23 protein-coding genes and 1 pseudogene are annotated in these 23,758 nt (G+C 58.3%); 15 read left to right on the forward strand and 9 right to left on the reverse strand.

All coding sequences use genetic code 11. From position 1 onward, the window contains the following. Nucleotides 1–19: 19 nt before the first annotated feature. On the reverse strand, nt 20–796 hold the full coding sequence (locus B9Z48_RS01015) for an enoyl-CoA hydratase (protein WP_108376872.1): 777 nt from the start codon (nt 794–796) through the stop codon (nt 20–22). Further along, the gene (locus B9Z48_RS01020; RefSeq protein WP_108376873.1) at nt 793–1,989 is read right to left on the reverse strand and encodes a CaiB/BaiF CoA-transferase family protein; all 1,197 of its coding nucleotides are present in this window, start codon (nt 1,987–1,989) and stop codon (nt 793–795) included. Before B9Z48_RS01020 ends, B9Z48_RS01015 begins: the two co-directional genes overlap by 4 nt. 117 nt (nt 1,990–2,106) lie before the next feature. On the opposite strand from B9Z48_RS01020, the gene B9Z48_RS01025 reads away from it, so the two are divergent. The 11 genes and pseudogenes from B9Z48_RS01025 (at nt 2,107) to B9Z48_RS01075 (ending at nt 10,834) form a co-directional block, all read left to right on the forward strand. Beyond that, nucleotides 2,107–2,772 carry a GntR family transcriptional regulator gene (locus B9Z48_RS01025; RefSeq protein ID WP_089953213.1) on the forward strand — a complete coding sequence of 222 codons (666 nt, stop codon included), beginning with the start codon at nt 2,107–2,109 and terminating at the stop codon, nt 2,770–2,772. 36 nt (nt 2,773–2,808) lie between these two features. Continuing rightward, complete coding sequence (pyrF, locus tag B9Z48_RS01030; protein ID WP_194944600.1) at nt 2,809–3,651, forward strand: orotidine-5'-phosphate decarboxylase; 843 nt, start codon at nt 2,809–2,811, stop codon at nt 3,649–3,651. Between the two features lie 14 nt (nt 3,652–3,665). Continuing rightward, complete coding sequence (locus tag B9Z48_RS01035) at nt 3,666–4,430, forward strand: enoyl-CoA hydratase/isomerase family protein (protein WP_158273184.1); 765 nt, start codon at nt 3,666–3,668, stop codon at nt 4,428–4,430. 351 nt (nt 4,431–4,781) lie between these two features. Continuing rightward, nucleotides 4,782–5,132, forward strand: a pseudogene (locus B9Z48_RS01040) (type I restriction-modification system subunit M N-terminal domain-containing protein); the annotation flags it as partial. Between the two features lie 395 nt (nt 5,133–5,527). Beyond that, nucleotides 5,528–5,740: a hypothetical protein gene (locus tag B9Z48_RS01050; RefSeq protein WP_108376876.1), complete on the forward strand. Its 213-nt coding sequence runs from the start codon at nt 5,528–5,530 to the stop codon at nt 5,738–5,740. Next, nucleotides 5,737–6,822: a YhcG family protein gene (locus B9Z48_RS01055; protein ID WP_108376877.1), complete on the forward strand. Its 1,086-nt coding sequence runs from the start codon at nt 5,737–5,739 to the stop codon at nt 6,820–6,822. The genes B9Z48_RS01050 and B9Z48_RS01055 overlap by 4 nt, the downstream gene beginning before the upstream one ends. A 179-nt stretch (nt 6,823–7,001) precedes the next feature. Beyond that, nucleotides 7,002–7,502: a DUF4268 domain-containing protein gene (locus B9Z48_RS21500; protein WP_199233429.1), complete on the forward strand. Its 501-nt coding sequence runs from the start codon at nt 7,002–7,004 to the stop codon at nt 7,500–7,502. A gap of 28 nt (nt 7,503–7,530) precedes the next feature. Next, nucleotides 7,531–8,613: a Fic family protein gene (locus B9Z48_RS01065; RefSeq protein ID WP_108376878.1), complete on the forward strand. Its 1,083-nt coding sequence runs from the start codon at nt 7,531–7,533 to the stop codon at nt 8,611–8,613. 95 nt (nt 8,614–8,708) lie between these two features. After that, nucleotides 8,709–10,229 (forward strand): RNA-binding domain-containing protein, encoded by a 1,521-nt coding sequence (locus tag B9Z48_RS01070; RefSeq protein ID WP_108377160.1) that lies wholly within the window; start codon nt 8,709–8,711, stop codon nt 10,227–10,229. Continuing rightward, nucleotides 10,226–10,357, forward strand: a complete 132-nt coding sequence (locus tag B9Z48_RS21975) for a hypothetical protein (RefSeq protein ID WP_255419462.1) — start codon at nt 10,226–10,228, stop codon at nt 10,355–10,357. Before B9Z48_RS01070 ends, B9Z48_RS21975 begins: the two co-directional genes overlap by 4 nt. A 63-nt stretch (nt 10,358–10,420) precedes the next feature. After that, the gene (locus tag B9Z48_RS01075) at nt 10,421–10,834 is read left to right on the forward strand and encodes a VOC family protein (RefSeq protein ID WP_108376879.1); all 414 of its coding nucleotides are present in this window, start codon (nt 10,421–10,423) and stop codon (nt 10,832–10,834) included. A 13-nt stretch (nt 10,835–10,847) separates the two neighbouring features. On the opposite strand, the gene B9Z48_RS01080 is transcribed toward B9Z48_RS01075, so the two are convergent. Both B9Z48_RS01080 and B9Z48_RS01085 read right to left on the reverse strand, forming a co-directional pair. Next, nucleotides 10,848–11,897 (reverse strand): serine hydrolase, encoded by a 1,050-nt coding sequence (locus B9Z48_RS01080; protein WP_108377161.1) that lies wholly within the window; start codon nt 11,895–11,897, stop codon nt 10,848–10,850. A gap of 234 nt (nt 11,898–12,131) precedes the next feature. Continuing rightward, a complete protein-coding gene (locus B9Z48_RS01085) occupies nt 12,132–13,322 on the reverse strand; it encodes an acyl-CoA dehydrogenase family protein (RefSeq protein ID WP_108376880.1) in 1,191 nt (396 codons plus the stop codon). 222 nt (nt 13,323–13,544) lie between these two features. Here B9Z48_RS01085 and B9Z48_RS01090 point away from each other — a divergent pair, with 222 nt between their 5' ends. After that, nucleotides 13,545–14,162, forward strand: coding sequence for a glutathione S-transferase family protein (locus tag B9Z48_RS01090; protein WP_108376881.1), 618 nt, complete (start codon nt 13,545–13,547; stop codon nt 14,160–14,162). A 509-nt stretch (nt 14,163–14,671) separates the two neighbouring features. Here B9Z48_RS01090 and B9Z48_RS01095 read toward each other — a convergent pair. Beyond that, nucleotides 14,672–16,294, reverse strand: coding sequence for a long-chain-fatty-acid--CoA ligase (locus B9Z48_RS01095; RefSeq protein WP_089953678.1), 1,623 nt, complete (start codon nt 16,292–16,294; stop codon nt 14,672–14,674). Nucleotides 16,295–16,364: 70 nt separating this feature from the next. Further along, nucleotides 16,365–16,601: a DUF1653 domain-containing protein gene (locus B9Z48_RS01100; RefSeq protein ID WP_108376882.1), complete on the reverse strand. Its 237-nt coding sequence runs from the start codon at nt 16,599–16,601 to the stop codon at nt 16,365–16,367. Nucleotides 16,602–16,655: 54 nt separating this feature from the next. Here B9Z48_RS01100 and B9Z48_RS01105 point away from each other — a divergent pair, with 54 nt between their 5' ends. Together B9Z48_RS01105 and B9Z48_RS01110 are read left to right on the forward strand one after the other, a co-directional pair. Then, on the forward strand, nt 16,656–17,954 hold the full coding sequence (locus B9Z48_RS01105) for an RsmB/NOP family class I SAM-dependent RNA methyltransferase (protein WP_108377162.1): 1,299 nt from the start codon (nt 16,656–16,658) through the stop codon (nt 17,952–17,954). 117 nt (nt 17,955–18,071) lie between these two features. Further along, complete coding sequence (locus B9Z48_RS01110) at nt 18,072–19,283, forward strand: acyl-CoA desaturase (RefSeq protein WP_089953174.1); 1,212 nt, start codon at nt 18,072–18,074, stop codon at nt 19,281–19,283. A 305-nt stretch (nt 19,284–19,588) separates the two neighbouring features. On the opposite strand, the gene rpmG is transcribed toward B9Z48_RS01110, so the two are convergent. The 3 genes from rpmG to trxB all read right to left on the reverse strand — a co-directional run bounded on the left by rpmG (nt 19,589) and on the right by trxB (nt 21,159). Next, nucleotides 19,589–19,759, reverse strand: a complete 171-nt coding sequence (rpmG, locus tag B9Z48_RS01115; RefSeq protein ID WP_089953172.1) for a 50S ribosomal protein L33 — start codon at nt 19,757–19,759, stop codon at nt 19,589–19,591. A 26-nt stretch (nt 19,760–19,785) separates the two neighbouring features. Continuing rightward, entirely contained in the window at nt 19,786–20,019 is a 234-nt protein-coding gene (gene rpmB, locus B9Z48_RS01120) for a 50S ribosomal protein L28 (protein ID WP_026039317.1), read from the reverse strand. A 180-nt stretch (nt 20,020–20,199) separates the two neighbouring features. Further along, a complete protein-coding gene (gene trxB / locus B9Z48_RS01125) occupies nt 20,200–21,159 on the reverse strand; it encodes a thioredoxin-disulfide reductase (protein WP_089953169.1) in 960 nt (319 codons plus the stop codon). Nucleotides 21,160–21,321: 162 nt separating this feature from the next. On the opposite strand from trxB, the gene B9Z48_RS01130 reads away from it, so the two are divergent. Next, nucleotides 21,322–23,742, forward strand: coding sequence for a DNA translocase FtsK (locus B9Z48_RS01130; protein WP_108376883.1), 2,421 nt, complete (start codon nt 21,322–21,324; stop codon nt 23,740–23,742). Nucleotides 23,743–23,758 lie beyond the last annotated feature (16 nt).

Genomic DNA, 23,758 nt, shown 5'->3' on the forward strand with positions numbered 1-23,758 from the left:
AGGTGGAAAGAAATGGGGCTCATTGGCCGGTGAACTGAGGGGACCGCTTTTGTGCGAAAGCCAGTCGGCCTTCCACATAGTCCTTGCTTTTGAAGCAGTCGTCGATGGCGGTTTCCACTGACGTCATGTCTTCTTCATCTTCTGCCAGTGCGACCAAAGTTTTCTTGGCGGCCTGAATGGTCAAGGGCGCATTGGCGGCGATCTCATGGGCCAAGGCGGTGCAGTGCGCAAACACATCGTCAACCACAGCAAGGACCATGCCCATGGCCTGTGCGCTGGCGGCGTCGTACACCCGGGCGGTGTAGAAAGCTTCGGCCGTGGCCTGTGGCCCCAGGTTGTTCAGGATGCTTTTCATGTTCTCGCTGTCATAGCCCAAGCCCATGCGGGCCGCAGGCATGCGAAAACGCGAATGGGGTGCGGCATAACGCAGGTCGCAGCTCAAGGCCAGGCCCAGTCCGCCGCCATAACAAATGCCGCTGATGGCGGCGATCACCGGCACGCGGCAGCAAAAAATCGCCTTTTGCGTGCGCATCACCATGTTGTTGTAATGCGCGACCGATGCTGCTGAGTTGCGCTGGGTCTCGAACTCGCTGATGTTGGCGCCCGAAACAAACGATTTTTCGCCGGCACCGCGCAACACACACACCCGCACCTCGGTGCGGCGGTCAATCTCTTCAAAGGCGGCCAGCAAGTCTGTCCACATGGACAGGCTCATGGCATTGAGTTTGGCCACGTCATCGATCGTGACCAGCGCCACATGGCCTTGCACGTTCAGATCGATGCGGCCCTGGCTCATACCACCCCCCGGCCATGAAAGCCTTCAATGTCCGTGGCCGAAAAACCCAGATCGGCCAGCACCTCGTCGGTGTGTTCGCCCCAACCCGGTGCCGGGGCCACCACCTTGGAGGGCGTGCGGCTGAGTACCACCGGCTGGGTGATGAAATGCATGTCCTTGCCAAACTGTGTGGGCAGTGTGGCGGTCACCTGCAAGTGCTTGACCTGCTCGTCCTCAAACACCTGGGGCACGGTGTAAACCGGGCCTGCCGGCACACCCGCTTGGTTGAGCAGCCAGACCCACTGGTGCACGGTTTTCTTGGGAAACTCTTCGGCAATCAGCCGGTTCAGGCGCTCTCTGTTTTTGACACGCAGCGGCTCGGTCACAAACTCCGGGTCCTGGAACCACTCGGGTTTTTGCACCACTTCGCAAAAGCGCTTCCAGTTGCCTTCGCCCGATGCGCCCAGGTTGAAGCAGCCATCGCTGGCCTCAAACAAGCCCATGGGTGAGCTGGTGGGGTGGTTGTTGCCCACCTGCACCGGCACGTCGTTGTCGTTCAGGTAGCGGGCCATCTGGAAATCCATCATGGCAATTTGCGAATGCAGCAAAGAGCTTTGCACCCACTGGCCTTGGCCCGATGTCTCGCGCTCGATCAGCGCCACCAGGATACCGATGGCGCAGTACAGCCCGGCGCTCAGGTCGGCCACCGCCAGGCCCGAACGGATCGGTCCATGCTCGGGCTCGCCCGTCACGCTCATCAGCCCGCCCATGCCCTGAATGATCTGGTCAAACCCGGGTCGCCACGCGTAAGGACCGTCTTGCCCAAAACCAGAAATGCTGGCCAGGATGATGCGCGGGTTGATGGCCTTGAGCGACGCGTAATCCAGGCCCAGGCGGTCCTTCACGTCGGGTCGCCAGTTCTCCACCACCACATCGGCCTGCGCAATCATCCGCTTGAGGATGTCCATCGCCCCCTCTTTCTTGAGGTTCAGCGTCATCGAGCGCTTGTTGCGGTTGATGTTTTGAAAGTCACCCCCCTTGCGGTTGGCGGCAAACATGGCCTCGTTCGGGTCCACGCCCTCGGGGGGCTCCACACGCACCACGTCTGCACCAAAGTCGGTCAATATGCGCACGCAATTGGGGCCGGCACGGACACGGGACAGGTCGATGACCTTGAAACGGGATAGCGCGAGAGAGGCTTGAATTTTGGGCATAAGGGGTGTGTTGGAAGACTTTAAAAACAAAGTCACCATCCATAAATATATTTATAGTCGATATCTGTATCTAAAGCAATATGACAAAATATACGTGTTTGCCCTTAGAAGAGCCCCATGAAAGTCAGCGACCAAATCCGTTTGCACCTGGAAGAAGCCATTTCCAAGGGCGATTTGCTGCCCGGCGACAGCATTGACGAGTTGGCCTTGGCCGAGCAGTTTGGGGTGTCCAAAACGCCGATCCGCGAGGCCTTGATCCAATTGCAAGCCCAGGGCTGGGTGAGCAACATGCCCCGGGGCGGCAGCACCGTGGCCAAGATGAACCTGCAGCAACTGCTCAGCCTGTGGGAACTGCTGGCCGAGCTGGAAGCCGTGGCTGTGCGCCTGGCCTGCGAACGCATGAGCGAAGAGGACCTGCAAAGCCTGCTGGCGCTGCACGCGCAAAGCCGCCTGGTGGCCGTGGCCGAAGACCTGCAAGGCTGGCAAAAGCTCAATCTGCAGTTTCATGAACTCATTTACCAAGGCACCCGCAACCCCTTTTTGCGACAAGAGGTCTTGCGCATCCGCTTTCGCACGGGCGTTTACCGACGCCACGCTTTTGGTGCCCTGGGCCGCTTGCAGGCCTCTTATGACCAACACGAACTGATCGTGCAAGCCCTGCGCGTGCGCGACGCCGATGCGGCCGTCTTGTCCATGCGCGACCACATGCGCCCCGGGCGCGACGCCAAAAGCCTGAACGACTTCATCCTCAATTTGCCCACCGACTTGCTGGCGTCGGCGTGACGGCTTCGGTTCATGGGGGTCCCTTAAAATCCTGCCATGACCTTCCTCGACATGCTGCGCTCCGCTGAGCGCCAAAACGGCTCCATGCTTTGTGTGGGCCTGGACCCGGAACCCACCAAGTTCCCCGCCGCCTACAAGGGCGACGCCAACAAAATCTACGACTTTTGCGCCCGCATCGTCGACGCCACGGCCGACCTGGTCAGCAGCTTCAAACCCCAAATTGCTTACTTTGCCGCGCACCGCGCCGAAGGCCAGCTCGAACGCCTGATGGAACACATGCGCCGGGTGGCCCCGCATGTGCCCATCATTTTGGATGCCAAGCGCGGCGATATTGGCAGCACCGCCGAGCAATACGCCAAAGAAGCTTTCGAGCGTTATGGGGCTGACGCCGTCACCCTCTCGCCCTTCATGGGCTGGGACTCGGTGGCCCCGTATCTGAAGTACGAAGGCAAAGGCGCATTTTTGCTGTGCCGCACCTCCAACCCCGGTGGTGATGACCTGCAAAACCAGCGCCTGGCCTCGGTAGACGGTCAGCCCCGTGTGTACGAACACATTGCCCAACTGGCCCAAGGCCCCTGGAACCTGAACGGCCAACTGGGCTTGGTGGTGGGCGCGACCTACCCCGCCGAGATTGAACGTGTGCGCGAAATCGCCCCCACCGTGCCCCTGTTGATTCCCGGTGTGGGCGCACAAGGCGGCGACGCCGTGGCCACCGTCAAGGCCGGCTGGCGTGCGAATGCCGACGGCTCCAGCGCAGGGGCCATCATCGTCAACTCATCGCGTGCGGTGCTGTATGCATCGAGTGGCGACGACTTTGAAGCTGCGGCGCGAAAAGTGGCGATGCAGACGCGGGACATGCTGGAAGCGGCCAAGGGCTGATAAAGGAAACCCGCGTGTACGAACACCTGATCGTCAAAGAACAAGGCCGCTTGGTTGAAGTCCATTTGAATCGGCCCCAAGTTCGGAATGCCTTGTCCCGCGCCCTGATGCGCGAGATCACCGCCGTGGCGCGGGCCCTGAGCGATCGCACGGACATTGACGTGGTCATCCTCACGGGGGATGCGCGGTGTTTTTCTGCGGGTGCCGATTTGAACGACGCGCAAGCTTGGGCCGACGACACCTTGTCCACGGTGCAGCGGCGCGACATTGCGGGCACGGGTTTTCGCATGTGCAAGGCTTGGGAAGAAATGCCGCAGATCACCATCGCCGCCATCGAAGGTTATGCGGTGGGTGGAGGGCTGGCGTTGTCCTTGGCCTGCGACTGGCGGGTGCTGGCGCAAGACGCCTTTGTGTCCTTGCCCGAAATCGCCTTGGGCATTCCGCTCACCTGGGGCACCATCCCCCGCTTGGTCAACCTGCTGGGTCCGGCCAAAGCCAAGCGTTTGACCATCTTGTGCGAACGCATCGCTGCACCTGAAGCGCTGAGCCTTGGCCTGGTCGACTACGTCAGCGACACAGGCCAAGCCTTGGTCCGCGCACAAGCCCTGGCCGCGCAAACCCTGGCCCAACCCGCCGCCACCGTGCGCATGAGCAAAGAGTCGGTCAACGCCGCCGCCACAGCCCTGAACCATGCTTCTTCGTACATGGCACACGACCAGATCGCGCTGGCCGCCTCCAGCCCCGAGTCACGCGCAGCGCGGGGTCAGGCTTTGCGTTAAAGCAGATGATCTGCCAGGCTTATGGTCGACTTTTCGCGATCCGGTGCTGTGTCATTTTGAAGAAGTCAAAGCCCCTTCTGTGATCCATGCAACTTGCCCATGCCGGTGGACGTGCACCAGTGGTCTCGCTTGCCACCGGCGTTTAGCGCCAACATGGAAGAGGGGTACGTTGGCTTGCAGGAAGAAGGTGGAGCCAAGCCCACAAAACCACTTCAAATTTTTATGACAGCCCGGGTGGCCGGTTTGCTCCGCGCATGGTCAAATTGCCGTTGGTGGCAACAGAACCTTATTTGCGAGTCAATATGTTGTCACTTTCGGATGACATACAACACAAATAACCAGCGCTCATCAATGCTCGACGACATCAAAAAGACCCTCTGGGCATCGGCCGACAAACTGCGCGCCAACATGGACGCCGCCGAATACAAGCACTTGGTGCTCGGCCTCATCTTCGTCAAATACATCTCCGACGCCTTTGTGGCCCGCCAGGCTGAGCTGACGCTGCGCCTGCGCGACCCGGCCGATGAGCTGTTTTACGGCGACGCGGCTGACGAAGACATTGCCGCCGAGCTGGAAGACCGCGACTACTACACCAGCGAAAACGTGTTTTGGGTGCCCGAAGGCGCCCGCTGGGACGCGCTGCGTGCTGCCGCGCCCCAGCCCGACATTGGCAAGCGCATCGACGACGCCTTGACCCTGATATTCGGAAGAAACTGGGGGGGCTGGGGTATGCGTTCTGAACCCACCAAAAAAGAAACCTCGGCTCCAGTCACCGCCGCGAGGAGCGGGAGAGGGAGAGGGAGTTCCGAGGCTTACCGCTTAATTCTAAGTTAAACCAAACGCGACATGCCTCACTCCTTTATCCAGCAAGTCGAAACGCATATTTCTTCCGAGCGATTGCTGGCTTATGCCATGTGCCATGACGGACACATTGACCCCAAGATCACGCTGGCTCGCTACATGTTCAACATGGCCTTGTGCGAGAGCTTCTACCCAGCACTGCAAAGAGTGACTGCCCCAATGGATCGTTTTCAATCTGTGAGGGCCGCAGGCCTGACACCCTTTCTGAACCGTCCAGTGTGGGAGCCTAAAACACCATGAACCACAGCCATGAAAAACCAATCAACGTGCTGATCGTCGATCAGCCCTTCGATGCCGACGGCAACGAAACCCCCTTTGGTCGGCGCTGGGGCGGCGAACGCTTCACCCTGACACCCGAACACCTGGCCGCCTTGCAAGCGGGCAAGACCATTGCGGTGGATGTGATGAGTGAATATGCGGTGTTTTTGAAGTTGGGGGAGGGGGTATGAGTTTTGAATTGTTGGCTAACAGCCATGAGTACCGCCATTGGCTCTCTGACCTGAAAACCCGCTATCGGCAGGTGCAGCTCAAGGCTGCCGTGGCTGTCAACACGGCCTTGCTACAGTTCTACTGGCAGTTGGGATCGGATATCTTGGTGCGCCAAGCGTCCGCCTCCTGGGGGCAGGGGTTTCTGGCTCAGATCAGTACCGACTTGGTGCGGGAGTTTCCTGGGGTGGCGGGCTTTTCAGAACGCAACCTCAAATACATCCGGCAGTGGGTGCAGTTTTGGGGGGCGGGTTCGGAGCCCGAGCCAATTGGGCAACAGGCTGTTGCCCAATTGCAGTCCATTCCTTGGGGGCACAACCTGGCCATCATTAGCAAGTGCCAAACGCGTGGAGAAGCTCTCTATTACGTTCAACAAACCCAAGCTCACGGCTGGAGCCGTGCGGTGCTGACGCACCAGATCGAAAGCGGCCTGTGGCAACGCGAAGGCCGTGCCGTCACCAACTTTGCGCACACCCTGCCAGCCCCACAGTCAGACCTGGCCCGGCAGGTGCTCAAAGACCCGTATATGTTCGACTTTTTGAGTCTGTCGCCCGAGCACACCGAGCGTGAGCTGGAAACCGCACTCATTGAGCACGTCACCCAGTTTTTGCTGGAGCTGGGCGCGGGCTTTGCCTACCTGGGGCGGCAAGTGCCGCTGCAAGTCGGTGAGCGAGACTTCTTCATCGACCTGCTTTTCTATCATGCACGCCTGCATTGCTATGTGGTGGTGGAGCTTAAAACCGTGGACTTTGAGCCCGAGTTTGCCGGCAAGCTGAACTTCTACCTCAAGGCCGTGGACGCCCAGCTGCGCCAAGACGGCGACGCCCCCACCATTGGCCTGCTGCTGTGCAAAAGCAAAGACCGGCTGGTGGCCGAATACGCCTTGAGCGACATCCAAAAACCCATGGGCCTGTCCACCTACACCCTGTCACACACCCTGCCCGAAGCCTTGCGAGGCAAGCTGCCCAGCATTGAACAACTGGAGCAGGAATTGGGGAGAGGGGACGATGCTCAATCGCCAGAAGCTAGGGGGGCTGGGGTATGAGTTCTGATTGGAGAGTGGTAACAGTCGAGGATATCGCTGCACCATACCCGACTGCACTTGCTACAGGCCCGTTTGGATCGGCAATTAGCTCGAAGTACTTCGTTAACTCTGGTGTTCCAGTTATCCGAGGCTCAAACCTTAGTGCAAAAATATCGACCAGACTAATTGACGATGGACTGGTGTTTCTTTCCCCTGAGAAGGCCGAGGAGTTTCAGCGTTCGATGGTTAAACGCGGTGATCTTGTATTTACTTGCTGGGGCACGATCAAGCTGTGGACCGAGCTGGTGGCCAGATTGGTCACGGCCGCACCGCAGATCAAGCCGCAAAAGCCATGGCCTCAGCATTGGTTGAACAATGCCATTGGCCGCGCAGGTTTTAACCTGAACCCCACCGCCAGCTACCGCGACGACCGCCTGGGTGTGGAGGTTTACATCAACCACGCAGAATCCAAGAAGATGTACCAAACCCTGTTGGCGCAACGCACCAGCATCGAGCAGGCCCTGGGCTTTGATCTGGACTGGCAAGAACTGCCCGACGCCCACGCCTGTCGCATCGCCACTTGGCGACAAGACAGCCCTATTGAAGACGAAGCCCAATGGGGTGCCTACCTCGACTGGTTTGTGCAGCGCATCGTCAAGATGAACGCGGTGTTCAGACCGGTGATTCAGGCTTTGGCTTGATATGCTCGTGACCGAATGAGGAAATCCGATGGCCTTTGACCGCTTACAACCGTACAACGATTTGCCTTTGCTGCCGCCAGTGGCAGAGTTGGAGAGCAAGGCTGTCCTCAAACAAGTGATTGCGGCGCGTACAGCTTTGGCGGATTTGCGTGGCGCGGCCAAGCTGTTGCCAAATCAAGGTGTTTTGATCCAAGCCATTGGTTTGCAAGAAGCCAAGCTGTCGTCTGAGATTGAAAACATTGTGACGACCAACGATGATCTGTTTCGAGGTTTTGCGAACGATGGCGAGGGCGCTAGCCCGCAGACCAAGGAAGTTCTCCGATACAAGGATGCTCTGTGGCAGGGGCATCAGTGGGTGAAACAAGGCATGCCCTTGACGACGCGGCTTTTTGAATCGCTTTATCAGACCGTTAAGCAAGCTGACGATGGTGTTCGTCGTCTTTCTGGTACCAAATTGGCCAATCCCATCAGTGGGCAAATTGTTTACTGCCCACCCGAGGGGGAGTCGTTGATCCGTGACAAGCTGGCCAATTTGGAGCAATTCATCAACGGCGTTTCAGAGCTTGACCCTTTGGTGCGTATGGCGGTGATGCATTACCAGTTTGAAGCGATTCACCCATTTCCCGACGGGAATGGTCGTGTCGGCCGAATTTTGAACATCCTGCAACTCCAAGCTGAGGGTTTGATGGATGTCCCCATCCTGTACCTGTCGCGCTACATCATTGAGAACAAAGCGGCGTATTACCGGGGGCTATCTGGTGTTACAGAAAATGGGGATTGGGAGTCTTGGGTGTTGTACATGCTTCGCGGTGTCGAAACGATGGCTCATGTTACCCGCCAGCGTATTGAGGCTGTGCTGGCCTTGATGGCCGAGGCGGCAGCCGGTGCCGAAAAGGTATTGCCCAAAGTCCAAGTGCCCGCCATTTTGGATGTGGTTTTTCGTCATCCTTATTGCAAAGTTCGCTTTCTTGAAGAGGCGGGCTTAGGTTCTCGCCCTACCTGTACCAAGTACCTGCGGCTGCTTGTTGGTGCAGGCTTACTCCGCGAACAACCGGTTTGGCGTGAGAACTATTTCATCAATGATGCATTTTTTGAGGCCTTGGCCCGCTAGAGTCTCATGTGCAATTTATACACATGACGCTCTTGTCATGTAAAAAAATCAAAAAAATATTTACATGATGAAGCCCTCATGTTAAATCAATGAACATGACCGAAGACCAACTCCAACAACAAGCCCTCGGCTGGCTGGCCTCGTTGGGTCACACGCCGCTGCGCGAAGGCGTTGAGCTGGAGTGCAAGGCCGCGCAAGGTGCCAATGGCCAAGGCGAAGTACCCAAGGATTTTTGGCCCACGTATTCCGCCATGGCCAATGCCCACGGCGGCGTGGTTTTGTTGGGTATTCGTGAGAATGCAGGCGTGTTCAGCGTGGCCGGGCTGAACGATCCGGCCAAGGTGCGGGCCGATTTGTTCAATAACCTGAACAACCCAGGCAAGGTCAGCACCAATTTGCTAAGTGATGTCGATGTGCAAGAGCTGGTGCTGGATGACCAGACTGTGTTGGCTGTGCGTGTGCCGCAAGCGGCCCGTAAAGACAAACCTGTTTTTTTGAACGGGCAGCCACTAGGCAACACGTACCGCCGCTTGAACGACGGCGACCGCAAGTGTGACGACGACACCGTCAAGCGCATGCTGGCCGACCAGGTGCAAGACAGCCGGGACACCCGCATTTGCAACCGCTTTGGCTTGAGCGATCTGGACCTTGAAAGTCTGCATGCGTACCGCAATCAGTTTGCCAGCCACAAGCCGGGCCACCCGTGGGTGGGCGTGGATGACACCGAGTTTTTGCGCTTATTGGGCGCGTGGCGCGATGACCGCAACACCGATGAAAGCGGCCTGACTTTGGCCGGGGTGCTGATGTTTGGACAGTGGCCCGCCATCATGGAATGTGCGCCGCTGTATTTTGTGGATTACCAAGAACAACCCGATGTGCCCGACACGTCGGTGCGCTGGCTGGACCGCGTGGTGCCCGATGGCACTTGGTCTGGCAATGTGTTCGACTTTTATCGCAAAGTCATTCGCAAACTGACGGCCGACCTGAAAGTGCCTTTTGTTCTGAAAGGCGACACACGGGTGGACGACACACCCATTCACCAGGCGTTGCGTGAGGCGCTGGTCAACACACTGGTGCATGCCGATTATTCAGACCGGGCGTCGGTGCGGGTGATCCGGCGGCCATCGGGTTTTGAGTTTCGTAACCCCGGCGCTTTGCGCGTGCCGGTGGCGCAGGCACTCAGGGGTGGCGAGAGCGACTGCCGCAACCGCACGCTGCAACAGATGTTTTTGATGATCAACCTGGGTGAGCGGGCTGGCTCGGGTGTGCCACGCATTTTGGCCAGCTGGCAGGGCGAGGGGCGCACGTTGGAATTGACGGAATCGTTTGAGCCTTATGACCAATCGGTGCTGACGATGGGCTGGACGCCGGAGAAAGCGCCGGGGAAAGCGCCGGGGAAAACGTCGGAGAAAACGTCGGAGAAAACGTCGGAGAAAACGCCAGCAGGCATCCATCGCCTATTGCGAATAAACCCTCATATGACCATCGCAGACTTGTCCGCAGCGCTGGGAAAAACCACGCGAACCATTGAGCGAACTTTGGCCGCGATGCAAGAGCAAGGAAAAATTCAGCGCATTGGGGGCGACAAAGGTGGCTCTTGGAAAGTATTGAAATGACCAAAGACCCACTCGAACAACAAGCCCTCGGCTGGCTGGCTTCGGTGGGGTTCACGCAGCTCAACGACCGCGACCCAGATCTGGACCCACTGGGCAAGTCTCAGGCGCTGGCATCTTCTGTCACGTAAATGCCCCCACTTCACCCGGTGTTCGGTGCAAAATTGTCTTTTTGATTTCAGGCAGAGCACACCATGCAACCTTTCCATTTGGCTTTCCCCGTCACTTCTTTGGCCAAGGCCAGAGCGTTTTATGGTGACCTTTTGGGTTGCCCCGAAGGCCGCTCCAGCGAGCACTGGATCGACTTCAATTTTTATGGCCACCAAATCGTGGCGCACCTGAGCCCTTCAGAGGCGGGTCACCACAACACCAGCGCGGTCGATGGCGACAACGTGCCTGTGCGGCATTTTGGTTTGGTGATGGAGATGGGCCAGTGGGAGGCCATGGCCGACAAGCTCAAAAAAGCGGGCACCCAATTTGTCATTGAGCCCCACATTCGCTTCCAAGGTCAGGTGGGTGAGCAGGCCACCATGTTCTTTTTAGACCCCTGCGGCAATGCCGTTGAGTTCAAGGCCTTTGCAAACCCCGAGAGCCTTTTCGCCAAGTAAACCTCAGTGCCTTTCAGGGTTTCAACGACTGCATCACCCGGGCGATGCAGTCGTTTGTTTTTGTACTGTCAATCCAGCGCATGATGCACACCAATTCCAGCACGGGGTCGACCCAGGTGATGGAGGACCCCGCGCCAATGGCAAACCAGGACGTGCGGGGCGCATCCTTGAACAAGGCACCGTCTTTGTTGAGCCAAATCAGGTAGCCGTAATAGGGCGCGATGTCGCAAGGCTGCTGCATCATCTGCAGCCATTGCTTGGACAAAATTTGTTGGCCTTTGAACTGGCCTTGCCCCATGAGCATCAGGCCAATCAGCGCCTGGTCCATGGCTGAGATGGAAACGCCACCGCCCCAGTGGCTGCCGCCTGGCACCGACATCATGCGTTGGCCATTGACCTCGGTCCAGCCTTGCTCGTAGCCCACCCATTGAAACGGGTCTGAACACCCCAGGGGTTGCCTGAAAAATTCTTCAAACACCTCGGGCAGTGGGCGCTTGAACAGGTGCAGCAAGGCCAATGACAGTTGGTTGATGCGCACGTCGTTGTACTCAAACCGGGAGCCGGGTTCACCCAGTGGCCGGGCATCGCCTTTTTTGCCGTCGGCTTGTCCGGCTTGGTATTCCAGCCAGCGGTACCGGTCAACTTGTTCAGGAATGCCCAAGCAGGTGCCTTCCCATTCGCTGGTTTGCTGCAGCAAATGGTGCCAGGTGATGCGCGACAGCCGATCGCCGTCGAAGCCAATGCCGGGGCATTGCTCGGCAACAGGCGTGTGAACGTTTTTGATCAGCCCTTGGTCAAAGGCCAAGCCGGCCAGCAAGGCCAAGTAGGTTTTGGCCACACTGAAAGTCAGGTCGGCCTTGTGGGGCTCGCCCCATTGGGCCAGCAACTGGTGTTGGTGAAACAAAACCCCAGACACTGGCCCCCGCCCGTGGACGGGGCCATACAAACGGTTGTAGGGAGGTGGGTCGGCTTCATGAATGCCCCAAGGTGCCGAGTTGTCACGCGACCAGGGTGTCTCGCACGACTGGATGAATTCAAGGGTTGATTCAAGTGAGGGGTTCATGTGGATGCTCGCATCAATGAAGGGGTATTGACTGGGGGCCTTTATGGGGCGGGACCCATGAAGATTGAATTGAAACGGTGCTTGCCAGCCATGTGTTTGATTTTTGTTGGAGCCCACCCTGTGGGCGATGGCTTGCAGGGCGAAGCTGAGGGCGTGTGCCACGCCCATCGCCCACAGAGGTGGGCTCCTGCAAGAGTCTTCGCTTGCTGATGATCCAAGACTTCAGGGGGCGAATCAATAGACGGGCGCTGCTTTTACCGCCTGCTGCGCTTTGTAAACCAGCTTGCGGGCCATGCTCCAGCGGTGCACTTCGCTGGGGCCGTCATAAACCCGGAAGGCGCGCATGTCCATGAAAATGCGCATCACCGGGGTTTCGGCGGTCATGCCCTGGCCGCCCAAAATTTGTACGCAGCGGTCCACCACGCGCCATTCGGCTTCTGAGCAAGCCACTTTGGCGCGGCTTGATTCGTAGCCGCCTTTTTGGCCTTGGTCGAGCAGCCAGGCGGTGTGCCAGATGTGCAGGCGGGCGGTTTGCAGGTCGATGTCGTTGTCGGCCAGCATGAAGCCCACGCCTTCGTGTTCAGCCAGAGGTTTGCCAAAGGCGTGGCGACGGCTGGCGTAGTCGAGCGCGATGTCGTGTGCCCGCCGTGCCTGGCCCAGCCAGCGCATGCAGTGCGTCAGGCGGGCCGGTGCCAGCCGCACTTGGGCATAGCGAAAGCCTTGCCCCACTTCGCCCAGCACATCGGTGGCGGGCACGCGCAAGTTGTCAAAGCGCAGCACGCCGTGGCCGCCGGTAAAGCAGTTGTCCATGGCGTCCATGCTGCGTTCAAGGTGTATGCCGGGCTGGTCCATGTCGGTCAAGAACATGGTGGCGGTGCCATCTTCCATGCGGGCCATGATGATGGCGTAATGGGCGCCCTCAGCGCCAGTGATGAACCACTTGACGCCATTGATCAGGTAGTCGTCACCGTCGCGCACGGCGGTCGTTTTGAGCATGGAGGGGTCGGCTCCAGCGCCGGGGTCGGGCTCGGTCATGGCAAAGCACGAGCGTGTGTGGCCCGCCACCTGTGGGCGCAGCCAACGCTCTTTTTGCTCGGGGGTGGCCACTTCTTCCATGAGGTGGATGTTGCCTTCGTCGGGCGCGTGGATGTTGAGCGCGGTGGGCCCCAGGTTGGAGTAACCGGCTTCTTCAAACACCACCGCTTTGGCGATGTGGCTCAGGCCCAGCCCGCCCATGTCAACCGAGGCATGTGGCGTGAGCAAGCCCGCAGCGCGTGCGCGGCCAATCAGTTCCTGGCGCAAGTCTTCAGACGGGCCGTGTGGTCCGTGGCGCGGGTCACCTTCTAAGGGGATCACCTGTTCGGCAATGAACTGCCGCGTGAGATCGCGCAGGGCTGCAATGTCCGGTGGGATGTCAAAGTTCATGGTCGCGTTTTCTCAGATCGTGGAACAGGGTCATTTGTGGGAATTGGAAGGGTTGTCTTGGTCTTGTCCTGTCCGGCCTGTGACTTGGTGTCGCCCGGGTGTCTTCGTCGGGACCTTCCTGCGGCTTGTCATCTGCGTGGCATGTCCAATGGCAGGTGGGTGCTAGTCTGCAAGAGATGACATGGGGACGGTGCCATAACCCCATTCAAAAAAGGAAACCACATGAAGCTTTACACCGCCCACCGCGCTCCCAGCCCTCGCCGGGTGCTGATGTTTTTGGTCGAGAAAAACATCACCGGCATCGAGATGGTCAACATGGACCTGAATGGCGGCGAGCACCGCACGCCCGAATACCTGGCCAAAAGCCCGCTGGCCAAAGTGCCCGCGTTGGAGTTGGACGACGGCCGCGTGATCACCGAAACCCGTGCGATTTGCACCTTGCTCGAAGGCCGTTACCCCGAGCCCAACCTGATGGGCGAGGGGGATGAGCGTGGCTTCATCGAGATGGCCGATCGGCAGGTGGAGTTGTATTTGCTGGGCGGCATTGCCAACGCGATTCGCCACAGCCACCCGGGCTTGGCAGCTTTGGAGAAGCCTCAGTTCCCCGAGTTCGGCCGCTCTCAGGCCGAGAAGGTGCGCGATGTCGCGCGGGGTTTTGACCAGCGACTGCAAACCCAGCCTTGGATCGCAGGCGTGCGTTTCACCATTGCCGACATCACCGCGTTTTGCGCTTTAGAGTTCGCGCGGGGTTTGATGAAGTTTGTGCCCGGTGACGAAGGCATGCCTGCCTTGCAGGCCTGGCGCGACCGCATGAATGAGCGGCCCAGCGCCAGAGTTTGACCAACGGCCGGGTGGCGCTGGCCTGAGCCCTTACCTGTAGGAGCGGCGTCCCCGCCGCGATAGAACCTCGTAGACCACCACCCATCGCCCCGAGGGCGGGGCTCCCACAAAGGAGAACCACATGGCGTTTGCATGAACTTTTTTTTGTAGGAGCGGCGTCCCCGCCGCGATAGAGCCTTGCAGACCACCATCTATCGCCCCGAGTGCGGGTCTCCCACAAAGGAGAACCACATGGCGTTTGCATGAACTTTTTTTTGTAGGAGCGGCGTCCCCGCCGCGATAGAGCCTCGAAGACCACCACCTATCGCCCCGAGGGCGGGGCTCCCACAAAGGGAGAACCACATGGCATTCGCATGAACTTTTTTTTGTGGGAGCGGCGCCCCCGCCGCGATAGGGCCTCGCAGACCACCACCCATCGCCCCGAGGGCGGGGCTCCCACAAAGGGAGAACCACATGGCGTTTTTAAATGGATCAGGGAATGCCGATCGGGCATCCCGTCAACTGCTCACTTAACTGAACACGCCGCCGTAGTCCTTGCGCAGGTCGTTCTTTTGAACCTTGCCGGTGCCGCCCACGGGCAGGGATTCGAGGAAGACCACATCGTCGGGCACCCACCACTTGGCCACTTGGGTGGCCAAAAAGTCCAGGATCTCTTGTTTCTCGACGCTTTGGCCCGGCTTGCGCACGATGAACAGCAGGGGGCGTTCGTCCCACTTGGGGTGCTTGACGCCAATGACGGCGGCCATGGCCACAGCGGGGTGACCGATGGCGGCATTTTCCAAGTCAATCGAGCTGATCCACTCGCCGCCGGTTTTGATCACGTCCTTGGTGCGGTCGCGGATTTGCATGGTGCCGTGCGCGTCGATGGTGGCGATGTCGCCCGTGGGGAACCAGCCATCGACCAACGCGGTTTTTTCGGCCTTGAAATAGCGCTCCACGATCCACTGGCCACGCACCATCAGCTCGCCTTGCGAGGTGCCGTCGCGGGGCAGGGTGTTGCCGTGGTCATCGACGATCTTGATCTCGATGCCCGAGACGGTTTTGCCTTGCTTGGCCACAATGGCGTGTTGCTCTGCAGCGGGGCGCAGGCGGTCAGCGCGGGTCAAGTTGCTCATGGTGGCCACGGCGGTGGTCTCGGTCATGCCCCAGCCGTGGCGCACTTCCACACCATAGGTGTCCATGAACTTGGCGATCAGCGCCATGGGCATGGCCGAGCCGCCCACGCAGGTGCGCTTCATGTGGGCAAAGCGCAAGTTGTTTTGTTCGACGTGCTGGATCAGGCCCATCCAGATGGTGGGCACACCCGCGCTGATGGTGACTTGCTCGGTGTCCATCAGCTCGTACAAGCTGGCACCGTCGAGTTTGGGGCCAGGCAAGACCAGCTTGGTGCCCGCCACCAAAGCGGCGTAAGGGATGCACCAGGCGTTGATGTGGAACATGGGCACCACGGGCAAGATGGTTTCCTGCGTGGACAGACCCAGCACATCGGGCATGCAGCCGGTGGTGGCGTTCAACACGATGGCGCGGTGCGTGTACAGCACCCCTTTGGGGTTGCCAGTGGTGCCTGAGGTGTAGCAAAGTGCAGCGCCTGTTTGATCGTCCAACTCGGGCCAGGCAAAGGTTGTGGGCTGTGGCGCAATCAGGTCTTCGTAATTGAGCACAGGGGCCACGCCCTCAATGGCGGGTGTGTTGGCCGCGTCGGCCAGGCACACCCAGGCGCGAACCTGAGGGCAATGCGCGGCAATGCCCTTGACCAGCGGCGCGAAGGTGGCGTCAAACAACACCACTTCGTCTTCGGCATGGTTGATCACATAGATCAGCTGTTGAGGGTGCAGGCGCGGGTTGCAGGTGTGCATGACCATGCCACTGCCCGAGACGGCGTAATACGCTTCGAGGTGGCGGTGGTTGTTCCAGGCGATGGAGCCGACCGCGCTGCCCGCCTTCAGGCCCATTTGCGCCAGGGCATGGGCCAGTTGACGAGCGCGTTGGGCCGCATCGGCATAGGTGTAGCGGTGCAGCGGGCCGTGCGTCTCGCGCGAGACGATGTCTTGCTCGCCAAATTGGGCAGCGCCATGTTCAAGAATGCCCGAAATGAGCAAGGGGCGATTCATCATGAGACCGGATTGGGGCATGTGGGGGTCCATAGGTTGAAGTGTTGAAACTTGATTGTCGGCCCAAAAAGGCCACGAAGTTCGGCTTGTTTCAGTCACCGATTCGCACGAATCGAGGCTGTACCTGTCCATTGAATTCACCCACTTCTGTGAACATGGCTGCGGGCCTCACCCACAGGCCTTGTTCGCCATAAAGGGCCTGGTACAGGGTCATGGCTTGCAAGTCTTCGCTGTGGCGAACGGTGCCCAGCACGCGGTATTGACCACCTTTGTAATGACGGTACAAGCCTTTGGGTGTTTCGATCAGTGAGGGCAGAGTTTCGGACATGAGTTTCCTGTTGAGAGCGTTGCGGGCCGGGCAGGAATGGGACAATACACCCCTATGCATCCAAAAGCCCTTTTAGACGCCTGTGCCGATTTGGTCAGGCTGGTCCTCCAATTTGAACATCCTGCCGACGCTGTGGTGTCGCGCTATTTTCGCGAACACCGCTCCTTGGGCCCCCGCGAACGCGCGACCTTGGCCGAAACCGCTTTTGCGGTGTTGCGCAAAAAGCTGCTGTTTGAGCAGCTGGCCCGTTCGGGCTCTGGCCCCAAAGAGCGCAAGCTGGCCATTTTGGGCTTTTTTGGCCCACGCGATTTTCTGGCCTCAGCCCTGAACGACACAGAGAAAAAATGGCTGGCCACCTGCGACGCGATTCCGGCCGACGCCCTGATGGCCCCACACCGCCACAACCTGCCCGAGTGGATGGCGCAAGCCCTGCAAGCCCAATTGGGTGAAGATTTTTGGGACTTGGCTGAGCATTTGCAGCAGCCCGGCACGCTGGACTTGCGCGTGAACATGCTGCAAACCAAGCGCAGCGACATCCAAAAAGAGCTGGCGCAAGCGGGCATTGCCTCTGAGCCCACACCCTATTCACCTTGGGGCCTGCGCTTGCAAGGCAAACCCGCCTTGCAAAAAACCGAGGCCTTCACTCGGGGTGCGATCGAGGTGCAGGACGAAGGCTCGCAGCTGCTGGCCTTGCTGGTCGATGCGCACCGGGGTGAGATGGTGGTGGACTTTTGTGCAGGTGCGGGCGGCAAAACGCTGGCGCTGGGCGCGGCCATGCGCAGCACCGGTCGTTTGTATGCTTTTGACGTGTCCGGCCACCGCCTCGATGCGCTCAAACCCCGCATGGCCCGCAGTGGCCTGTCGAATGTGCACCCGGCGGCCATTGCGCACGAGCGCGATGAACGCGTCAAGCGCCTGTCCGGCAAGATCGACCGCGTGCTGGTCGATGCGCCTTGCTCGGGCTTGGGCACTTTGCGGCGCAACCCCGACTTGAAATGGCGACAAAAGCCCCAAGCTGTTCAAGAATTGACCGAAAAGCAGCAAGCCATCCTGCAAAGCGCTTCGCGCATGGTCAAGTCGGGCGGCCGTTTGGTGTATGCCACCTGCAGCGTGTTGCCCGAAGAAAACGAGTTGATCGCGCAAGCCTTCAGCGCCGCCAACCCGGACTTTGTCCCCTTGAACGTGGCGCAAGAGCTCGACAGGCTCAAAGTGCCTCACGCAGCCAGCCTGTGCTCACCGGCCCCATCGGGCGATGCCCACCCCGATGCCTCGCCACCCGGCACATTCCTGAGGCTGTGGCCCCATCGCCATGCCACGGATGGGTTTTTTGCTGCAGCCTGGGACAGAAAGTGAATTTTTGATCCTGTCACACCTTGGATCGGCTTCGGTCGAAACTTCTGTTCTTTTGAGTTCAATAAACTTAAAATGACCAAATTGCCTGAAATCAGGCGTCAGTAGAAAGACAAACTCATGTTGTTGCCTGATTGGGCCTTTTTGGATTCTGTGATTCATTGGATGGGTCATGGCTTGTTTGATTTTTCGTGGTGGCAGATGGTGTTGATCACCTTGGGGCTGACCCACATCACGATTGCCAGCGTCACCATTTTTCTGCACCGTCACCAGGCCCACCGTGCCTTGGACCTGCATGCGATTCCTTCGCACTTTTTTCGTTTCTGGTTGTGGCTCACCACGGGTCAGGTTACCAAGGAGTGGGCTGCGATTCACCGCAAGCACCACGCCAAGTGCGAGCAGGCAGAAGACCCTCACAGTCCACATGTGCACGGCATCAAAACTGTGCTCTTGACCGGTGCCGAGCTGTATCGCAAAGAATCCAAAAACTTGGAAACCATCAAGCGTTTTGGTCATGGCACACCCGATGATTGGATTGAGCGCAACTTGTACACCCGTTTCTCGTGGCAGGGTGTTGCCTTGATGTTGATCATCGACGTGGCCCTGTTTGGTTTCTTGGGTTTGACCGTTTGGGCGGTGCAAATGGCCTGGATCCCCATCACAGCCGCTGGCATCATCAATGGCGCTGCTCATTACTGGGGTTACCGCAACTTCGAGGCGCATGACGCCAGCACCAATATTTCTCCTTGGGGCATTCTGATTGGTGGTGAAGAATTGCACAACAATCACCACACTTACCCGACCTCGGCCAAGTTGTCGGTCAAGCCCTACGAGTTTGACATTGGTTGGTTGTACATCCGAATTCTTGAAACCATGGGCATGGCCACCGTCAAGAAAACACCTCCGCGTTTGGCTTATGGCGACATTCGCCCTGTGGCTGATGAGAAGACTTTGGAAGCCTTGATTGCCAACCGCTACGAAGTCATGGCAGGTTATGCACGCAATGTCCGCGCCGTCATGCAAGAAGAGGCAGGCAAGCTCAAATTGGATGCAGACGCTTTGCAAACCGCCAAGCGATGGTTGCACCGTGACGCCGCCAAAGTGCCCGCAGCGGCCCAAGCACAGCTCAAGTTGGCCCGTGCTGCCAGTCCAGTTCTCGACAAAATGGTGCAAATGCGTGAAGAATTGAGTCAAATTTGGCTCAACACTTCTCACTCGCGTGAGCAGTTGGCGGCGGACCTCCAGGCTTGGTGCCGACGCGCCGAAGAAAGTGGTATTTCTGCATTGCGCGACTTTTCCGTCAAGTTGCGTGCGGTGCGTCAAGCGGCCTGATCATTTTCAGACGCGACTCGCACAGGGCCTTCGGGCCCTTTTTTTCTGCACATCAGTGAGGGTGGGTGTCGTTTTCGCGGCGGGGTGCTACATCGCGGCGAGGGCACCGCTCCTGCACGAAAGCGTTGATGTCAACATCAACGGGCCAGATCCGTATGCCGCTAACGGACGATGAACTGGGTCTTTTGGCCGTTCGATGGTTTGAGTTGCGACAGGGAAGGCTTTGGCTGCAACTTGATGGGGATTGAATCAGGCAACAAAAAACCCGCCAAAGGCGGGTTTTTTGTTGCAAAGCTCAGGCCGAATCACTTCAGCTTGATTTCCTTGTACTCAACGTGCTTGCGAGCTTTGGGGTCGAACTTCATGATCGACATTTTCTCGGGCATGGTTTTCTTGTTTTTGCTGGTCGTGTAGAAGTGACCAGTGCCAGCTGTGGATTGCAGCTTGATTTTTTCGCGTCCGCCTTTGGTTGCCATGGTGTATGACTCCTAATGTTCTGGGTTTAGGCTTGACCGCGTGCGCGCAGGTCTGCGAGCACGGCATCGATGCCGTTTTTGTCGATCAGGCGCAGAGCAGCGCTGGAAACGCGCAGACGCACCCAACGGTTTTCTGTTTCAACCCAGAAACGACGGTATTGCAAGTTCGGCAGGAACCGGCGCTTGGTTTTGTTGTTGGCGTGGGAAACATTGTTTCCCGTCATTGGGCCTTTGCCCGTTACGTCGCAAACGCGTGCCATGAGGACACTCCGATACTTTTAAAACAGCCGGTGCCGATGTGCCTCATGCAGACTTGCATGGGGCTTGGCGCTCCAGCCTCACCTCGCCAAGATGGGTGGCGGTATCCCAGATCGCTGTTTCTGTGATCCCCGTCGAAAAGTCGGGGCAGATCCAGCAAAGCCTTGAATTATAACCAGAAATTAACTGTGGTTCTGTTCCAAGAAGCGCTGGGCGTCCAGCGCGGCCATGCACCCTGTGCCTGCACTGGTGATGGCTTGGCGGTAAACGTGGTCTTGCACGTCGCCTGCGGCGAACACGCCAGGAACCGATGTTTGGGTGGCAAAACCTTTCAATCCGCCTTGGGTCACGATGTAGCCGTTTTCCAGTTCCAGTTGGCCCTGGAAGATGTCGGTGTTGGGCGAGTGGCCAATGGCGATGAAGCAGCCTTTGAGTTCAATGTCTTGCAGGCTTCCATCTACGGTGCTTTTCAGGCGCACACCGGTCACGCCGGAGGCATCACCCAGCACTTCGTCCAGCGTCTGGAAGGTTTGGAGCACGATCTTGCCTGCAGCGACTTTTTCCATCAGTTTGTCCACCAAGATGGGCTCGGCCTTGAATTTGTCGCGGCGGTGGATCAAATACACCTTGCTGGCAATGTTGGACAAGTAGAGGGCTTCTTCGACGGCGGTGTTGCCGCCACCGACGACGCAGCACAGTTGCTCGCGGTAAAAGAAACCGTCGCAAGTGGCGCAGCCGCTCACGCCACGGCCCATGAAGGCGGTTTCGGAAGGCAGACCCAGGTATTTGGCAGAAGCGCCCGTCGCAATGATCAGGCTGTCGCAGGTGTAGGTGCCGCTGTCGCCGATCAAGGTGAAGGGGCGCTGTTCAAGCTTGACGGTGTGAATGTGGTCAAACACGATCTGGGTGTTGAAACGCTCGGCATGCTCCTGAAAGCGTTGCATCAACTCGGGGCCCTGCACGCCGTTGACGTCTGCAGGCCAGTTGTCGACCTCGGTGGTGGTCATCAGTTGGCCGCCTTGGGCCATGCCAGTGATCAGCAGGGGCTTGAGGTTGGCTCGGGCGGCATACAAGGCCGCGGTGTAACCAGCAGGGCCGGAGCCGAGAATCAGAACTTGGGCGTGTTGGGTGGGTGTGGACATGTTCGGCAATCTGGTGAGCGCAGCGGTTGAATGACAAAGGGGCCTGACGGCGTCTTGAACGGCATTGTAAGAAACCTCCAAAACCATCGTGAGACAAGGTTTGACCTGTTGTAAGGCAGGTGCTCTGCCTTTTTGTGATCGGGTAAGCTTAAGGCATCTGATATGACTTATTCACTGAATCATTTAAAAGCCGATGCGGCATCGGCCAACCAGCTTCCCGATTCAAGAAGCTGGTGGATTCGTTTTGCTCAGGAAATCTCTTTGATTTTTGGGGCACTGTTTTTGTTGATGTTGGGTTTGTCGCTGTGGAGTTACCACCCTCATGATCCTGCATGGTCCACATCGGGACAATCAGTTGTGGCTAAAAACTGGTTGGCCGGGGCCGGGGCATGGGTGGCTGACGTGGCCTACTTTTTGTTGGGTTTTTCGGTGTGGTGGTGTGTTGCCGCAGGTTTGAAAATCTGGTTGATGGCATTGGCTCGGTGGATTCGGGGTGGGGCTGCCGTGCAGGCCCAAGCCAAGGCTTCGCAGTTGAAGAATTGGCGCAGCAGTGCGCTGGTTTTCTGGGCAGGTTTGTTGATTCTCATGTTGTCCAGCACGGCCATTGAATGGTCGCGACTGCACCGGTTTGAAGCCCATTTGCCTGGGCACAGTGGGGGAGTTTTGGGTTACTTGGTGGGGCATTTGAGTGTCACATGGTTGGGTTTTACCGGCTCAGCTTTGGTGTGCATTGTCCTGGCCTTGCTCGGTGCTGCCTTGGTTTTTCGTTTTTCATGGGGACAGTTGGCTGAGGGCATTGGGCGTTGGCTGGATGGATTGGTTCAGTCGCGTCATGTCAAGCGCGAATTGCAAGAGGATCTGGCTTTAGGGCAGCAGGCTTTGCGAGAAAGGGAACAGGCGCTGTCTCCTTTGGCCATTGAGCCGCGATGGGATGCAGACGTGCCTGCAGGGCTTGTTTCGAGTGCCCCGGCAGATTTGCCTTCTTTGTCTGAACCAGCTCCCGCTGCTTCGCGAGCACCTCGGGTCATCGAGCCTGCAGTGGTGGAGGTCCCGCGCAGTGAGCGGGTGGTGAAAGAGCGTCAGAAACCGCTCTTTAATGACTTGCCGGACAGCAAGTTGCCGCAAGTTGCTTTGCTCGACAGTTTGTCGATTCGGCAAGAAACGGTGTCCCATGAAACTTTGGAGATGACCAGCCGCCTGATTGAGAAGAAACTCAAGGACTTTGGTGTGGAGGTTCGTGTCGTGGCCGCAGCGCCTGGCCCGGTGATCACGCGCTATGAAATCGAGCCCGCCACTGGCGTTAAAGGCTCGCAGGTGGTGAATTTGGCCAAAGATTTGGCGCGTTCTCTCAGTTTGGTGTCGATCCGGGTGATCGAGACCATTCCAGGCAAGAACTTCATGGCGCTGGAGTTGCCCAACGCCAAGCGCCAGTCGATCAAGTTGAGTGAGATTTTGGGCTCACAGGTCTACAACGAAGCCAAGTCCATGCTGACCATGGGCCTGGGCAAGGACATCATTGGCAACCCGGTGGTGGCCGATCTGGCCAAGATGCCGCATGTGCTGGTGGCTGGTACCACCGGTTCGGGCAAGTCGGTCGGTATCAACGCCATGATTTTGTCCTTGCTTTACAAGGCCGAAGCTCGCGATGTGCGCCTTTTGATGATCGACCCCAAGATGCTGGAGATGTCGGTCTACGAAGGCATCCCTCACTTGCTGGCCCCCGTGGTCACCGACATGCGCCAAGCCGCGCATGGCCTCAACTGGTGCGTGGCCGAAATGGAAAAGCGTTACAAGTTGATGAGCAAGATGGGTGTGCGCAACTTGGCGGGTTACAACCAAAAGATCGACGAAGCCACCGCCCGCGAGGAGTTCATTTACAACCCTTTCAGCCTGACGCCGGACGATCCCGAGCCGCTCAAGCGCTTGCCGCACATCGTCGTGGTCATTGACGAGCTGGCCGATTTGATGATGGTGGTGGGCAAGAAGATTGAAGAGTTGATTGCCCGGCTGGCCCAGAAGGCCCGTGCGGCAGGCATTCACTTGATTTTGGCCACTCAACGGCCCAGCGTGGATGTGATCACCGGTTTGATCAAAGCCAACATTCCGACGCGCATTGCCTTTCAGGTGTCCAGCAAGATCGATAGCCGAACCATCCTGGACCAAATGGGGGCTGAAGCCTTGCTGGGCATGGGCGACATGCTCTACATGCCTTCGGGGACTGGCTTTCCGATTCGGGTGCACGGCGCTTTTGTGAGTGACGAAGAGGTGCACCGCGTGGTCAGTTACTTGAAGAGCCAAGGTGAGCCCGACTACATTGAAGGTGTGCTTGAAGGCGGCACCACAGACGATGATGGGGGCATGCTGGGCGAGGGTGATAGCGCCGAAAAAGACCCGATGTACGACCAAGCCGTGGAAGTGGTCTTGAAAAACCGAAAGGCCAGCATTTCGCTGGTTCAGCGTCATCTCAAAATAGGCTACAACCGTGCGGCCCGTTTGGTAGAAGACATGGAAAAAGCAGGATTGGTCAGCGCCATGAGCGGCAGCGGACAGCGTGAAATTCTGGTGCCCGCACGGGCAGAATGAGACCGATGAAAAACAA

The organism is Limnohabitans sp. WS1 (assembly GCF_003063265.1).
Classification (GTDB): Bacteria; Pseudomonadota; Gammaproteobacteria; order Burkholderiales; family Burkholderiaceae_C; genus Limnohabitans_A.

Coding starts and splice junctions, on each gene's coding strand:
- B9Z48_RS01050 (WP_108376876.1), top strand. CDS start 5,528: ATGAACCACAGCCATGAAAAACCAATCAACGTGCTGATCGTCGATCAG.
- B9Z48_RS01065 (WP_108376878.1), top strand. CDS start 7,531: ATGGCCTTTGACCGCTTACAACCGTACAACGATTTGCCTTTGCTGCCG.
- B9Z48_RS21975 (WP_255419462.1), top strand. CDS start 10,226: ATGACCAAAGACCCACTCGAACAACAAGCCCTCGGCTGGCTGGCTTCG.
- B9Z48_RS01130 (WP_108376883.1), top strand. CDS start 21,322: ATGACTTATTCACTGAATCATTTAAAAGCCGATGCGGCATCGGCCAAC.
- B9Z48_RS01085 (WP_108376880.1), bottom strand. CDS start 13,322: ATGAACTTTGACATCCCACCGGACATTGCAGCCCTGCGCGATCTCACG.
- B9Z48_RS01055 (WP_108376877.1), top strand. CDS start 5,737: ATGAGTTTTGAATTGTTGGCTAACAGCCATGAGTACCGCCATTGGCTC.
- B9Z48_RS01095 (WP_089953678.1), bottom strand. CDS start 16,294: ATGCCCCAATCCGGTCTCATGATGAATCGCCCCTTGCTCATTTCGGGC.
- B9Z48_RS01025 (WP_089953213.1), top strand. CDS start 2,107: ATGAAAGTCAGCGACCAAATCCGTTTGCACCTGGAAGAAGCCATTTCC.
- B9Z48_RS01015 (WP_108376872.1), bottom strand. CDS start 796: ATGAGCCAGGGCCGCATCGATCTGAACGTGCAAGGCCATGTGGCGCTG.
- B9Z48_RS01090 (WP_108376881.1), top strand. CDS start 13,545: ATGAAGCTTTACACCGCCCACCGCGCTCCCAGCCCTCGCCGGGTGCTG.
- pyrF (WP_194944600.1), top strand. CDS start 2,809: ATGACCTTCCTCGACATGCTGCGCTCCGCTGAGCGCCAAAACGGCTCC.
- trxB (WP_089953169.1), bottom strand. CDS start 21,159: ATGTCCACACCCACCCAACACGCCCAAGTTCTGATTCTCGGCTCCGGC.
- B9Z48_RS01070 (WP_108377160.1), top strand. CDS start 8,709: ATGACCGAAGACCAACTCCAACAACAAGCCCTCGGCTGGCTGGCCTCG.
- B9Z48_RS01105 (WP_108377162.1), top strand. CDS start 16,656: ATGCATCCAAAAGCCCTTTTAGACGCCTGTGCCGATTTGGTCAGGCTG.
- rpmB (WP_026039317.1), bottom strand. CDS start 20,019: ATGGCACGCGTTTGCGACGTAACGGGCAAAGGCCCAATGACGGGAAAC.
- B9Z48_RS01020 (WP_108376873.1), bottom strand. CDS start 1,989: ATGCCCAAAATTCAAGCCTCTCTCGCGCTATCCCGTTTCAAGGTCATC.
- rpmG (WP_089953172.1), bottom strand. CDS start 19,759: ATGGCAACCAAAGGCGGACGCGAAAAAATCAAGCTGCAATCCACAGCT.
- B9Z48_RS01100 (WP_108376882.1), bottom strand. CDS start 16,601: ATGTCCGAAACTCTGCCCTCACTGATCGAAACACCCAAAGGCTTGTAC.
- B9Z48_RS01080 (WP_108377161.1), bottom strand. CDS start 11,897: ATGAACCCCTCACTTGAATCAACCCTTGAATTCATCCAGTCGTGCGAG.
- B9Z48_RS01075 (WP_108376879.1), top strand. CDS start 10,421: ATGCAACCTTTCCATTTGGCTTTCCCCGTCACTTCTTTGGCCAAGGCC.
- B9Z48_RS01110 (WP_089953174.1), top strand. CDS start 18,072: ATGTTGTTGCCTGATTGGGCCTTTTTGGATTCTGTGATTCATTGGATG.